This window comes from Photorhabdus luminescens subsp. luminescens (assembly GCF_001083805.1).
Lineage (GTDB): Bacteria > Pseudomonadota > Gammaproteobacteria > Enterobacterales > Enterobacteriaceae > Photorhabdus > Photorhabdus luminescens.
On the sequence record NZ_JXSK01000001.1, the window covers coordinates 204,038 to 218,552 of the forward strand.

Sequence of the window (14,515 nt, forward strand, 5' to 3'; positions counted from 1 at the left end):
CCGCCATACTGAATAACCGCTTGCGTAGTCAAGCCCGACGTCTGGGCGTTAGTTTGGCGGCATTGTGTCATCTAGCCTGGGCACAGGTCTTATCGCGTATCTGTGGACAAGAGACAGTGGTGTTCGGCACTGTGCTGTTTGGGAGGATGCAGGCCGGGGAAGGCGCTGACAGCGGTATGGGACTGTTTGTCAACACCTTGCCGTTGCGACTGGATATGGATGATACCCCGGTGCAGGACAGTGCTCGGGCAGCACATGTCCGGTTAGCTGGATTACTGGCGCATGAACACGCTTCACTGGCACTGGCTCAACGTTGTAGTGGAGTGCCGGGGGAAACGCCTCTGTTTAGTGCTTTGTTGAACTACCGGCATAGTGCGCAGCCAGTCACTGTAGATGAAATTAACAGCGGTATAGAGTCCTTTAGCGGGCAGGAACGTACCAACTATCCGTTTGTGCTGTCGGTGGAGGATTTTGGTCACGCTTTGGGATTGACCGCCCAAGTGGCGCAACCGTTTGATCCGGAACGGATGTGCGGTTATATGCAACAGGCGCTGGAAAGTTTGGCAGAAACACTTGAACAGGCCCCGGAAACGCCGGTACGGATGTTGGAAATTTTGCCTGAAACTGAACGCGCATTGTTATTAAAAACCTGGAATGCGACTGAAGTTGCCTACCCTGAGCAGTTATGTATCCATCAGTTATTTGAACAACAAGTGGAGAAAAACCCGGATGCTACAGCACTGGTGTATGACGAACAGACGTACAGCTATGCGGAATTGAATACCCGCGCTAACCGACTGGCCCATCAACTGATTGCGCTGGGTATTGCGCCAGACCAGCGAGTCGCGATTTGTGTTACACGTTCACTGACGATGGTCGTGGGCTTGCTGGCGGTGTTGAAAGCGGGCGGCGCCTATGTTCCATTGGACCCGGCTTATCCGGGGAAACGTTTGGCACATATTTTAACCGATGCAGCCCCGGCTATTTTGCTGGCGGATAATGCAGGATGTGCCGCATTGGGCGAAAAGGCATTGGCAGGACTCACGGTACTGGATCCGAATACGCTGCCTGATCAACCGGACAGTAACCCGCAAGTGCCCGCACTGACTGCACGGCATCTGGCATATGTAATTTACACCTCCGGTTCCACTGGCACACCAAAAGGCGTGATGGTTGAGCATCGTGGACTGGTTAATCTCATTCAGGATAAAATCGCCCAGTTTGACATTCACTCGGGTAGCCGGATGTTGCAGTTTGCCTCATTGAGTTTCGATGCCAGTGTTTGGGAAATCATGATGGCGTTGGGAAGTGGGGCCAGTCTGATTATTGCTGTCGATATCGTCCGGCAGGACCCGCTTCGTCTCTGGCATTATCTGGAACAACAGGCAGTGACCCATGCTTGTCTGACCCCGGCCCTACTCCGGGAAAGGACCGATTTACCGGAAATGATGATAAGACCGACGTTGATACTCGGTGGCGAGGCGCCCAGCACAATGCTGCTTCAGGCACTGAGTCGTCGGACAACGGTGTTTAATGCCTATGGCCCGACAGAAATCACGGTGTGTGCGACGACCTGGCGTTGTCCGCCAGACTATACAGATACATTAGTACCTATCGGCCATCCGACGGCGAACACCCAGATTTATTTACTGGATGCTTACGGCCAGCCAGTGCCGTTGGGGGCAGTAGGTGAATTATATGTTGGTGGTGCAGGTGTGGCGCGTGGCTACCTTAATCGTCCTGAACTGACGGCTGAACGCTTCTTAGCTGACCCATTTAGTGAGATGCCGGATGCGCGGATGTATCGGACCGGGGATTTGGCCCGCTACTTACCGGACGGCAATCTGGAATTCCTGGGCCGCAATGACCAGCAGGTCAAAATCCGCGGTTTCCGTATTGAGCCGGGGGAAATCGAAGCCCGACTGATGGAACACCCAACTGTGCAAGAAGCTGTTGTGTTGGTGCTGGGTGATGAGCAGAACAAACGGCTGGTAGCTTATGTGGTGGCAGAAGCGGCTGAGACGCTGGTTAACCATCTGCGTACACACTTGAGCGCAACTTTACCGGATTATATGGTGCCGGCGGCTTTTGTACGCCTGAATGCCTTCCCGCTGACCCCGAGCGGTAAGTTGGACCGTCGAGCATTACCGATACCGGGAGAAGAGGCTTTTGCCCGGCAAATTTACGCTGCGCCGTCAGGGGAAATAGAAACCACATTAGCCGCTATTTGGCGTGAATTACTGGGTGTTGAGCGGATTAGCCGGTATGACAACTTTTTCGCACTGGGCGGCCATTCCCTGTTGGCAGTGCGGATGATGAACCGGATAACGGCGTTGGGGATTGAATTGCCGTTGTCTACGTTATTTACATTCCCTGTTTTGACCGCTTTTGCCGAAGCGATAAGTATGCGGTTTGATGAATCGGACAAAATATTGCCCACGATCATTTCAATATCCCGTGAAGGCCAATTGCCGTTATCATTCGCTCAACAGCGTCTGTGGTTCCTGGCCCAGTTTGACGGGGTGAGTGAGACCTATCATATTCCAGTGGCCCTGCGTTTGCGTGGTCGGCTGGATATCGCTGCCTGGCAGCAAGCGCTTGACACACTGTTTGCTCGTCATGAAGTGTTACGTTCTGTCTTCGTTGCTATTGACGGTCAGCCGCAGGTGGAGTTATTGCCGGCGGCATCAGGTTTGCCGATGAAAAAGTATGATCTGTGTAATGCGCCTGATGTGGATGAGCAGCTTGCCTCTCTCTCTGTTCAGGAAGCAGGAGCTCCATTTGATCTTGCCCGTGGCCCATTAATGCGTTCCAGTCTGGTACAGCTGGCTGACGATGAACACGTTTTCTTGCTGACTTTGCATCATATTGTTTTCGATGGCTGGTCTGTCAGCGTGTTGATGCGTGAATTAAGTACCCTTTACACCGCTTTTCTAACCGGGCAGTCAGATCCGTTACCACCGTTGACGATTCAGTACCCTGATTACGCCGCTTGGCAGCATCAGTGGCTGTCGGCTGAACGTATACAGTCCCAATCTGACTATTGGCGTGAAAGGTTGGTTGATGCACCGGTTCTCCTGGATTTGCCGACTGACCGGCCGCGTCCGCGTCAGCAGTCATTTACCGGGGCCTTATTGCCCATCAGCCTAGATGCGGAGTTAACCCAATCCCTCAAGCGCTTGAGTGAACAGCAGGGTGTTACGTTATTTATGACGTTACTGGCTGCTTGGGCAACAGTTCTGTCGCGCCTGTCAGGTCAGGAAGATCTGGTTATCGGTACGCCAAGCGCGGGCCGCAGTCGGCAAGAAGTAGAATCTTTAATTGGCTTCTTTGTCAATACCCTGGCGTTGCGTATGGATTTATCCGGTACGCCGAATGTGGCGGAATTACTGGCGCGTGTACGGCAAACTGCGCTGGCGGCACAGGAACATCAGGACCTGCCATTTGAACAGGTGGTGGAAATCGTGCAACCACCACGCCACTTGGCACACACCCCGCTATTCCAGGTGATGTTTGCCTGGCAGAACAATGAAGGTAAGGACTGGATGTTACCCGGATTGATTGTTTCACCTGTCGGACAAACTTCTGATATGGCTAAATTTGATCTTGAATTGAGCCTATCTGAGGTGGACGGCCGGATTGTCGGTTATCTGAATTATGCTACCGCCCTGTTTGATCAAGCGACCATTGAGCGGCAGGTGGGCTATCTCCATACCGTACTACAAGAGATGGCAGCTAACCCTCAACAGCCAGTCGGGAAAATCGATATCCTGACTGTGGCGGAACGCAAGTTGTTATTGGAAACCTGGAATGCAACTCAGACGCCGTATCCTGACCGGTTATGCATTCATCGACTGTTTGAGCAACAGGCAGAGAAAACTCCTGATGCGGTAGCGCTGGTGTATAAAGAACGTATTCTCAGTTATTCCGAATTAAATGCTCGTGCCAACCGACTGGCCCGCCAGTTAATCGAACAGGGGATACGGTCGGATGATCGGATTGCGGTGCTGTTAGAGCGTTCTGTTGAGCTGGTTGTGGCTCAATTGGCTATTCTCAAAGCCGGTGCTGTTTATGTGCCGATCGATCCCCGAGTGCCAGATGAACGGAAGAACTGGTTGATAAACGACTGTTCAGCCAAATTATTGCTCACCGATATCCCGGTTGATCTGACGATTCCTTTATATTGCCTTGCTGGTGAGATGGGTGCTATCAGGGAGGAGGATGACTTTAATCTTGACTTGCCTCGGTCCAGTACCGAGCTGGCTTATATTATGTACACTTCCGGCTCGACCGGCATGCCAAAAGGGGTCATGGTGCCGCATCGTGCGGTGGTTCGGCTGGTGATTAATAATGGGTACGCCGACATCGGACCGAATGATCGGGTGGCATTTGAAGCTAATCCGGTTTTTGATGCCAGCACCTTTGAAGTCTGGGCGCCATTGCTCAATGGCGGCGCGCTGGTGGTGATTGATCACGCCACGTTGCTGACGCCTAAAGAGTTTGTTCAGGCATTACAGGCTTATGATATTACCGTGGTGTGGCTGAGTGTCGGGCTGTTTAACCGGCTGGCGACAGAGTTGTCCCCGGTGCTGCCACAAATCAAAACCCTGATTGTCGGCGGCGATGTGCTGGATCCGCATGTGATAGCACAGGTTCTGCGTGACAGTCCGCCTCAACAGTTATTGAATGGCTATGGACCGAGTGAGGGTACAACCTTCACCACCACCTACCGTATCGCAGAAGTATTACCAGAAGTGACTCGTATCCCCATTGGTCGGCCAATAGCCAATACGCGGGTTTATCTGTTGGATACCTATGGTCAGCCAGTGCCGCAAGGAGTAACCGGTGAGATTTATATCGGCGGGGATGGAGTTGCCTGTGGCTATCTCAATCGTCCCGAACTGACTGTGGAGCGCTTTCTTGCGGACCCCTTTAGCGGTAAACCGGGAGCACGGATGTACCGCACCGGGGATTTGGCCCGTTACCTGCCAGACGGCAATCTGGATTTCCTGGGCCGTAATGACCAACAGGTGAAAATCCGTGGTTTCCGTATTGAGCCGGGGGAAATAGAAGCCCGGTTGATGGATCATCCGGTGGTGAGTGAAGCGGTTGTGTTGGCGCTGGGTGACGGGCAGGACAAACGATTGGTAGCTTATGTGGCGGCAGAAGCGAATGAAGAATTGGCTAACCATCTGCGTACTCACCTGAGCGCCATTTTACCGGATTATATGGTACCGGCAGCGTTTGTACGTCTGGAGACCTTCCCGTTGACGCCAAACGGCAAACTGGACCGTCGGGCATTACCGGCGCCGGGGGAAGAAGCTTTTGCCCGGCAAATTTATGAAGCGCCGCAGGGAGAAGCAGAAATCCTATTGGCTGCTATCTGGAGCGAACTGTTGGGCATTGAACAGGTGAGTCGGCACGATAGCTTCTTTGCGTTGGGTGGTCATTCATTGTTAGCGGTGCGGATGATTGAGCGTCTGCGTAATGCAGGACTAATGCTGGCGGTACGTGATCTGTTCCAATCCCCGGTGTTGTCCGCGTTTGCCCAAACAGTAGGGCAGTCTCGGGCAGTGGTGGCGCCAGCGAATGTCATCACCCCGGCGACCATAGCACTTATACCAGCAATGTTGCCGTTGATTGAGTTGGACCAATCTGAGATTGACCATATTGTGGAACAAGTGCCGGGTGGAATTGCCAATATTCAGGATATCTATGCCCTGTCGCCGTTGCAGGACGGTATTCTGTTCCACCATCTTCTGGCGAACAAAGGCGATCCGTATCTATTGGCTTATCCTATGGCCTTTGCTGATCGATTTTTACTGGATTGTTATCTAGCGGCGGTACAACAGGTGATTAATCGCCATGACATCCTGCGTACTGCATTTATCTGGCAAGGACTATCTGTTCCGGCCCAGGTAGTCTGGCGTCAAGCGCCGTTATCAGTGACTGAATTGACGTTGGATCACGCAGATGGACCGGTTTATGAACAACTGATTCAACGTTTTGATCCGCGTCAGCATCGTCTTGATTTGAGCCAGGCGCCGCTGTTACGTTTTGTTATTGCACAGGAAACGGATGGTCGCTGGATTGCGTTGCAATTGCAGCATCATTTGATTGGCGACCATACCGCAATGGAGGTGATGAACCGAGACGTTCAGGCGTACCTTGCCGGACAGGGGGAAAGCTTGCCTATCCCGGTTCCTTTCCGCAATTTGGTGGCTCAGGCCCGGTTGGGGATGAGTCAGGCCGAACATACCCGTTTCTTCACCGATATGCTGGCAGAGGTGGATCAACCGACGCTGCCATTTGGGTTGACGGAAGTACATCGGGATGGTTCACAGGTAGCGGAATCGCGCCGAATGTTGGCCGCTACGTTGAATGACCGTTTACGTCATCAGGCCCGGCGTTTGGGCGTCAGTTTGGCGGCGTTATGTCATCTGGCCTGGGCACAGGTATTGTCACGTACCAGCGGACAGGCGAAAGCGGTGTTCGGCACCGTGCTGTTTGGACGGATGCAGGCAGGAGAAGGAGCTGACAGCGGCATGGGACTGTTCATCAATACCTTGCCGTTACGACTGGACATGGATGATACCCCGGTACAAGACAGTGTACGGGCAGCGCATACCCGGCTGGCGGGATTGCTGGAGCATGAACATGCGTCACTGGCGCTGGCTCAACGTTGCAGTGGGGTGCAAAATGAAATACCACTCTTCAGTGCCTTGTTGAACTACCGGCATAATGCGCCGGCTGTTATCACGGATGAAATTATCAGCGGCATTGAATCCTTAGGCGGTCGAGAGCGCACGAACTATCCGTTTGTCTTGTCAGTGGAAGATTTTGGCAATGCACTGGGACTGACGGCGCAAATCGTTCAACCCATTGATCCGGATAGGATATGTGGGTATATGCAACAGGCGCTGGAAAGTCTGGCAGAGGCGCTTGAACAACGGCCAGAGACACCGGTACGGTCGCTGAATATCTTACCGGCAGCGGAGAAGAAGCTGTTGCTGGAGACCTGGAATGCAACCCAGGCGTTGTATCCTGACCAGTGTTGTATTCACCGACTGTTTGAACAACAGGCAGGAAAAACCCCTGATGCGATAGCGCTGATGTATGGAGAATATATTCTCAGCTATGCGGAATTAAATGCCCGCGCCAACCGGCTGGCTCGCCGGTTAATCGGGCTAGGGATCCGGCCAGACGATCGCGTGGCTGTGCTGTTAGAGCGTTCTGTTGAACTGGTGGCGGCTCAATTAGCTATCCTCAAGGCCGGGGCTGTTTATGTGCCGATTGATCCCCGTATGCCGGACGAACGGCAGCGTTGGTTGATAAGTGATTGTGAAGCCAAATTGTTGCTTACGGATATTCCGGTTGACCTGACGATTCCCTTGTTTTGCTTTGCCGATGAGGTGGACGACATCAAGGAGGAAGGTTACCTCAATCCTGATTTACCCCGCTCCAGTACCGAGCTGGCTTATATTATGTATACCTCCGGCTCAACTGGCACACCAAAAGGGGTAATGGTGCCGCATCGGGCGGTGGTTCGGCTGGTCATTAATAATGGGTACGCTGAAATCAGGCCAGATGATCGAGTAGCGTTTGAGGCTAACCCGGCTTTCGATGCCAGCACCTTTGAAGTTTGGGCGCCGTTGCTCAATGGCGGGACACTGGTGGTGATTGATCACGCTACTGTGTTGACGCCGCAGGAGTTTGTCCAGGCATTGCAGACCTATCGAATCACGGTTATGTGGTTGAGTGTCGGGTTGTTTAACCGGTTAGCGGCAGAGTTGTCCCCGGCTCTTCCTCAGCTCAAGATCCTGATTGTCGGCGGCGATGTGCTGGATCAGCATGTGATGGCGCAGGTTCTGCGTGATAGCCCTCCTCAACAGTTATTGAATGGTTACGGGCCGAGTGAGGGCACTACCTTTACCACTACCTACCGCATCACGGCATTATCACCGGGAATGACCCAAATCCCTATCGGTCGACCGATAGCTAACACGCGGGTTTATCTGCTAGATGCCGATGGTCAGCCGGTGCCACAGGGAGTAACCGGTGAGATTTATATCGGCGGAGATGGGGTTGCCTGTGGCTATCTCAATCGTCCTGAGCTGACGGCAGAACGCTTCCTTGTTGATCCATTTAGTGATTCACCTAATGCTCGCATATATCGAACTGGGGATCTGGCCCGTTACCTGCCGGATGGTAATTTGGAGTTCCTTGGCCGTAACGATCAGCAAATTAAAATCCGTGGTTTCCGTATTGAACCGGGTGAAATTGAGGCTCGATTGGTAGAACACCCAACGGTACAAGAAGCTACTGTGTTGGTATTGGGTGATGGACAGGACAAACGTTTGGTCGCTTATGTGGTGGCACAGGAAGATAAAGGACTGGCTAATAGCTTGCGTACTTACCTGAGTGCCATTTTACCGGATTACATGGTGCCGTCGGCTTTTGTGCGTCTGGATGATTTTCCGTTGACGCCAAACGGTAAATTAGATCGTCACGCGCTACCAGCCCCGAGCAATGAAGCTTTTGCCCGGCAGGTTTATGAAACGCCACAAGGAGAAACGGAAATCGTATTAGCGGCTATCTGGCGTGAATTATTGTGTGTTGAGCAGGTCAGCCGGTATGATAATTTCTTCACCTTGGGTGGTCACTCACTGTTTGCTATGCGGATGATAAATCTTGCAGCTAATCATGGTCTTATTTGCACATTGAATGATCTGTTCCAATTCCCTGTGCTGTCTGACTTGGCAACAAAAATGACATCAGCTCAGCTATCTCAACCGCTAAACCGTGCAATATCGGTGCGATCTGGAGGAACAGGTCGTCCGTTATTCTTTGTGCCTAGCGGCATGGGTGATTATTCCTATGTTTTCGGGTTGTCTCAACAGCTTCATTCAGGCTACCCGATCTATGCGTTGCCCTGGCCATCCATTAGTGAAGCGCCGATGTCTACGATGGAAGAGCAGGCAACAAGGATGATCAACTTTATGAAAGCGGTTCAACCGGAAGGCCCGTATCGGATATGCGGTTATTCTTCCGGTGGCATATTAGCTTATGCGATTGCCCAGCAACTTTTGTATTCCGGTGAAGAGGTTAATTTCCTCGGTCTGATAGACACGCCTGCTCCTCATTATTACAGACAGCAGATAATGCCGCCAAAACTTCAATTTCTTATTGAGTTGGCAAGGCAGGCAGAGTATGGAGATATTGAAGAAATTGCAGCATTGTATCAACGAATTGATGAGTTAAATTTGGTGCAGTTTATCGAAACAGCGCAGAAATTGGCGTTATGTCCAGCAAATCCGAGTGCTGATTTAATCGCAAGGCGTTGGGAGCAGATAGAAAATTATGCACAAATAGTCAGAAACTATGAGCCGCAAATATTGGCGATAACGCTGCATCAATTCTATGCAACGGAACCTTCTCCGCCTGCTTCTATAATTATAGATACTAAAGTTATGGATGTTGAATCACAGTCTTTAAATAGGGAGCCATCGTTAGGTTGGGCTCAGGTATTACCTGATTCTTCGATTCGGTCAATTCCAATTTCGGGTAACCATTTTAGTCTGTTGGAAAATAATGAGGATAAAGTCGTTTTAGTTCGGGCTTTAAATATGGCGTTGGCAGTAAGTTTTGACGAGGAGGTTCAAAGAGACTAAGCGATCTTATGTCCGTATAATAATCCGGCATAGATAACTTATGCCGGATTTTTTCTATGTGTATCTTAAAGAGCGTGTTATCTATTTTTCCTCAAACATATTATTTCATTATAAAATTATTTTTTATAGTTTGTGCATTTGTATAAATAAGTGCAAATGATTGTACCTATGCTAAACATCGCCGTGACCTGAATGGTTGTTGGTGGTATATTTTCGCGATGTTTTGGTATTGAAGGTAGTCACTTTTTACATTGTGTACCAATTTTAGTACCAAACTTTAATGGATTGACGAGATAATAATTTAAATCGTTATTTTAGTTGAATATCAAACTCCTTCAAGTGACCTTTCGTGTGGGTCACCACTGTAGATAAGGATTTTAAATGCCTGTTGTTACTCTTCCTGACGGTAGCCAACGCCAGTTTGACCGTGCCGTTTCTGTAATGGATGTTGCCTGTGATATTGGTCCAGGTTTAGCGAAAGCCTGTATTGCTGGTCGCGTAAATGGTGAGTTAGTGGATGCTTGTGAATTAATCGATTCAGATGCAAATCTTGCCATCATCACCAGTAAAGATGATGCAGGGCTGGAAATTATCCGCCATTCATGCGCTCATCTGCTAGGCCATGCGATTAAACAATTATGGCCAGATACGAAGATGGCTATCGGTCCAATTATTGATAATGGTTTTTACTATGATGTTGATATTGGCCGTGCTTTGACGCAGGAAGATATTGCGCTGCTTGAAAAACGTATGTTGGAACTTGCCAAGAAAGACTATGACGTCATCAAGAAAAAGGTAAGTTGGCAAGAAGCGCGTGATACCTTTGTCGCTCGTGGTGAAGATTATAAAGTACAGATTTTGGATGAAAACGTTAGTCGCGATGATCGTCCGGGTCTCTATAATCATGAAGAATATATTGACATGTGTCGTGGTCCACATGTGCCAAATATGCGTTTCTGCCATCATTTTAAATTGCAGAAAGTCGCAGGGGCATATTGGCGTGGCGATAGCAACAATAAAATGTTGCAACGAATATACGGTACTGCGTGGGCTGATAAGAAACAGCTCAATACTTATCTGCAACGTTTGGAAGAAGCGGCCAAACGTGACCATCGTAAGATTGGTAAACAATTAGATCTGTACCATATGCAGGAAGAAGCTCCAGGTATGGCGTTCTGGCATAATGATGGTTGGACTATTTTCCGTGAGCTGGAAACTTTTGTCCGCACCAAATTGAAAGAATATCAATATCAGGAAGTTAAAGGTCCATTTATGATGGATCGTGTCATGTGGGAAAGAACGGGTCACTGGGAAAACTACGGTGAGCATATGTTTACCACTTCTTCAGAGAACCGTGAGTATTGTGTTAAGCCGATGAATTGCCCAGGGCATATTCAGATTTTTAATCAAGGCTTAAAATCCTATCGTGACTTGCCGTTACGTATGGCTGAATTTGGTAGTTGTCACCGTAATGAACCATCAGGGGCATTACATGGTTTGATGCGTGTCCGGGGTTTTACGCAGGATGATGCTCATATCTTCTGTACAGAAGAGCAAATTCACCGGGAAGTCAGTAGTTGCATTAAGATGGTGTATGACGTTTACAGCACTTTTGGTTTTGAAAAGATCATGGTTAAGCTGTCAACTCGCCCGGAAAAGCGCATTGGTACTGAGGAACAATGGAATCAAGCGGAAGAAGCTCTGGCGGCGGCACTACAAGAAAATGGCGTGCAATTTGAATATCAGCCAGGTGAAGGCGCTTTTTACGGACCGAAAATTGAATTTACTTTGCATGATTGTTTGGATCGGGCGTGGCAATGTGGTACTGTGCAACTCGACTTTTCACTACCAGGTCGTTTGAGTGCGTCCTACGTAGGTGAAAATAATGAACGTAAGGTTCCTGTAATGATTCACCGTGCGGTTCTGGGTTCACTGGAACGGTTTATCGGCATCCTGACTGAGGAGTATGCGGGTTTCTTCCCAACATGGATTGCTCCACAGCAGGTAGTGGTGATGAATATCACCGATAATCAGGCTGATTATGTACAGGAATTAGTAAAAAAACTTCAAGATGCAGGCATTCGTGCAAAAGCAGACTTGAGAAACGAGAAGATTGGCTTTAAAATCCGTGAACACACTCTGCGTCGTGTTCCCTACATGCTTGTCTGTGGTGAAAAAGAGGTCGAATCAGGGAAAGTTTCCGTTCGTACCCGCCGCGGTAAAGATCTGGGCAGCATTGATGTTAACGAGTTCATCGAAAAACTGCTTATAGAAATACGCAGTCGCAATCTTCATCAATTGGAGGAATAAGGTATTAAAGGCGGAAAAAGAATTCAAACAGCGCGTCCTAATCGCATTAATGGAGAAATTCGCGCTTCTGAAGTTCGTTTAACAGGTTTAGATGGCGAGCAGATTGGCATTGTCAGTCTGAGGGAAGCTCTTGAAAAAGCTGAGGAAGCGGATGTTGATTTAGTTGAAATCAGCCCGAATGCCGAGCCGCCGGTTTGCCGTATTATGGACTACGGCAAGTTCCTCTATGAGAAGAGTAAGTCGATCAAAGAGCAGAAGAAAAAACAAAAGGTTATTCAGGTTAAGGAAATCAAATTCCGTCCTGGTACAGATGAAGGCGACTATCAGGTCAAACTACGCAACCTGATTCGTTTTCTGGAAGATGGCGATAAAGCCAAAATCACCCTGCGTTTCCGTGGGCGTGAAATGGCGCACCAACAGATTGGCGTCGAAATGCTTAACCGCATCCGCGACGATCTGGATGAACTGGCGGTAGTTGAATCCTTCCCTTCGAAGATTGAAGGCCGTCAGATGATAATGGTGCTCGCTCCTAAGAAGAAATAGTTAGGCAATCAAGTAATAAGCTCCAGTCGGTTCATCTGGTTGGGGCTTGTTCGCCTGATTAATTCGTTGTAATTCACAATGCGAAGTGGAAATTAAAATGCCAAAGATTAAAACAGTACGCGGCGCCGCTAAACGCTTTAAAAAAACTGCAAGTGGTGGTTTTAAGCGTAAGCGCGCTAACCTTCGTCACATTCTGACTAAGAAATCAACCAAGCGTAAACGTCATTTACGTCCAAAGGGCATGGTCTCCAAAGGTGATCTGGGCCTGGTTGTTGCTTGCTTGCCGTACGCGTAAGCAATTTTTAGATTAGAACTCAGAGACGATAGGAGAAGTATATGGCTCGCGTAAAACGTGGTGTTGTCGCCCGTGCACGTCACAAGAAAATTTTAAAGCAAGCGAAAGGTTACTATGGTGCCCGTTCGCGCGTTTACCGTGTTGCCTTCCAGGCAGTAATCAAAGCAGGGCAGTACGCTTACCGTGACCGTCGTCAGCGTAAACGTCAGTTCCGTCAACTGTGGATTGCACGTATCAACGCTGCTGCACGTCAGAATGGTCTGTCTTACAGCCGTTTCATTGACGGCCTGAAAAAGGCTTCTATTGAAATCGACCGTAAGATCCTGGCTGACATCGCTGTGTTTGACAAAGTGGCGTTTGCTGCTTTAGTAGAAAAAGCGAAGAGCGCTCTGGCATAAGTTAGGGTAGTTAAGAGGGAGCATGCTCCCTCTTTTACTTTGTTTTCAATGGCTGATTAGCGTGTCGTTGCCAGAAGAAGAGTTTTATTCCGAGAGAACCAACGTTATGTCCTTAGCTTTTTTTCGCATCTTTTTTTACTTTAGCACCTGAATTCAGGAGGCTTTGCGCGTAAGAAAAGAAACGAAAAGTAGCGCCTGAGCCTCCATTGTGGAGGCTTTTTTGTTTTTATGACAAAAAACAGAACATAGGTATATAAAGTCATTAACGATCATTACTAGCAGGCCATTAGGCCGAAGGAAGAGGAAAACGATGCCACATCTCTCTGAACTGGTTGCCAAAGCAAGAGCAGCCGTAGAAGATGCCCAGGATGTTGCTGCGTTGGATTTGGTACGTGTTGAATATTTAGGCAAGAAAGGCCATTTAACTCTCCAAATGTCATCGCTGCGTGATCTGCCGGTCGAAGAGCGCCCAGCAGCAGGGGCGGTAATTAATCAGGCGAAGCAAGAAGTCCTGGAAATTCTGAATATCCGTAAAGAAAAACTGGAGACTGACCTTCTGAACTTCCGTTTAGCAGCGGAAAAGATCGATGTATCATTGCCGGGTCGCCGTATGGAAAATGGTGGATTACATCCGGTTAATCGTACAATAGAGCGTATTGAAACTTTCTTTGGTGAATTAGGGTTTTCTGTAGAATCAGGCCCTGAAATTGAAGATGATTATCATAATTTCGATGCATTGAATATTCCTGCCCATCATCCTGCGCGTGCTGATCACGATACTTTCTGGTTTGATGCCAAACGTCTATTGCGTACTCAAACTTCTGGTGTTCAGGTTCGCACTATGCACAGTCAACAGCCGCCAATTCGCGTCATTGCGCCAGGCCGTGTGTATCGTAATGACTACGACCAGACACACACACCCATGTTCCATCAGGTAGAAGGTTTGATTATTGATCGTGATATTAGTTTTACTAATCTGAAAGGAACGTTGCACGATTTCCTGACTAACTTTTTTGAAGAAGATTTGCAGGTTCGTTTCCGACCTTCTTACTTTCCATTTACAGAACCTTCGGCGGAAGTTGATGTAATGGGTAAAAACGGCAAATGGTTGGAAGTGTTAGGTTGCGGTATGGTTCACCCTAATGTATTGCATAATGTTGGCCTTGATCCTGAAATTTATTCTGGTTTTGCTTTCGGCATGGGGGTGGAGCGCCTGACAATGCTGCGTTACGGTGTAACTGATTTGCGTGCGTTCTTCGAAAATGATCTGCGTTTTCTTAAACAGTTTAAATAAAGGC

General features: G+C 49.0%; 6 protein-coding genes and 1 other annotated feature (1 of these 7 only partly in view). All 6 genes read left to right on the forward strand.

The genetic code is table 11. The features are described from left to right. Positions 1 to 9,671 carry the 3' end of a non-ribosomal peptide synthetase gene (locus TI10_RS25555; RefSeq protein WP_080984972.1) on the forward strand. 21,055 nt of this gene lie to the left of the window's left edge, so only the last 9,671 of its 30,726 coding nucleotides appear in the window; its start codon lies off the left edge, out of view; its stop codon occupies positions 9,669 to 9,671. Positions 9,672 to 10,052: 381 nt separating this feature from the next. Then, a complete protein-coding gene (thrS, locus tag TI10_RS00745; RefSeq protein ID WP_049581271.1) occupies positions 10,053 to 11,981 on the forward strand; it encodes a threonine--tRNA ligase in 1,929 nt (642 codons plus the stop codon). A 3-nt stretch (positions 11,982 to 11,984) separates the two neighbouring features. Beyond that, a complete protein-coding gene (gene infC, locus TI10_RS23330) occupies positions 11,985 to 12,524 on the forward strand; it encodes a translation initiation factor IF-3 (protein WP_071647077.1) in 540 nt (179 codons plus the stop codon). 97 nt (positions 12,525 to 12,621) lie between these two features. Continuing rightward, the gene (gene rpmI / locus TI10_RS00755) at positions 12,622 to 12,819 is read left to right on the forward strand and encodes a 50S ribosomal protein L35 (RefSeq protein ID WP_011146889.1); all 198 of its coding nucleotides are present in this window, start codon (positions 12,622 to 12,624) and stop codon (positions 12,817 to 12,819) included. A 41-nt stretch (positions 12,820 to 12,860) separates the two neighbouring features. Further along, positions 12,861 to 13,217 carry a 50S ribosomal protein L20 gene (gene rplT, locus TI10_RS00760; RefSeq protein ID WP_011146888.1) on the forward strand — a complete coding sequence of 119 codons (357 nt, stop codon included), beginning with the start codon at positions 12,861 to 12,863 and terminating at the stop codon, positions 13,215 to 13,217. A 100-nt stretch (positions 13,218 to 13,317) separates the two neighbouring features. Further along, positions 13,318 to 13,442 (forward strand) — a sequence feature (Phe leader region). An 85-nt stretch (positions 13,443 to 13,527) separates the two neighbouring features. Next, positions 13,528 to 14,511 (forward strand): phenylalanine--tRNA ligase subunit alpha, encoded by a 984-nt coding sequence (gene pheS / locus TI10_RS00765; protein ID WP_049581272.1) that lies wholly within the window; start codon positions 13,528 to 13,530, stop codon positions 14,509 to 14,511. The last annotated feature ends 4 nt before the right edge of the window (positions 14,512 to 14,515 follow it).

Excerpts from the sequence above, each read along its gene's own strand:
- rpmI (WP_011146889.1), top strand. The coding sequence starts at position 12,622 with ATGCCAAAGATTAAAACAGTACGCGGCGCCGCTAAACGCTTTAAAAAA.
- thrS (WP_049581271.1), top strand. The coding sequence starts at position 10,053 with ATGCCTGTTGTTACTCTTCCTGACGGTAGCCAACGCCAGTTTGACCGT.
- pheS (WP_049581272.1), top strand. The coding sequence starts at position 13,528 with ATGCCACATCTCTCTGAACTGGTTGCCAAAGCAAGAGCAGCCGTAGAA.
- rplT (WP_011146888.1), top strand. The coding sequence starts at position 12,861 with ATGGCTCGCGTAAAACGTGGTGTTGTCGCCCGTGCACGTCACAAGAAA.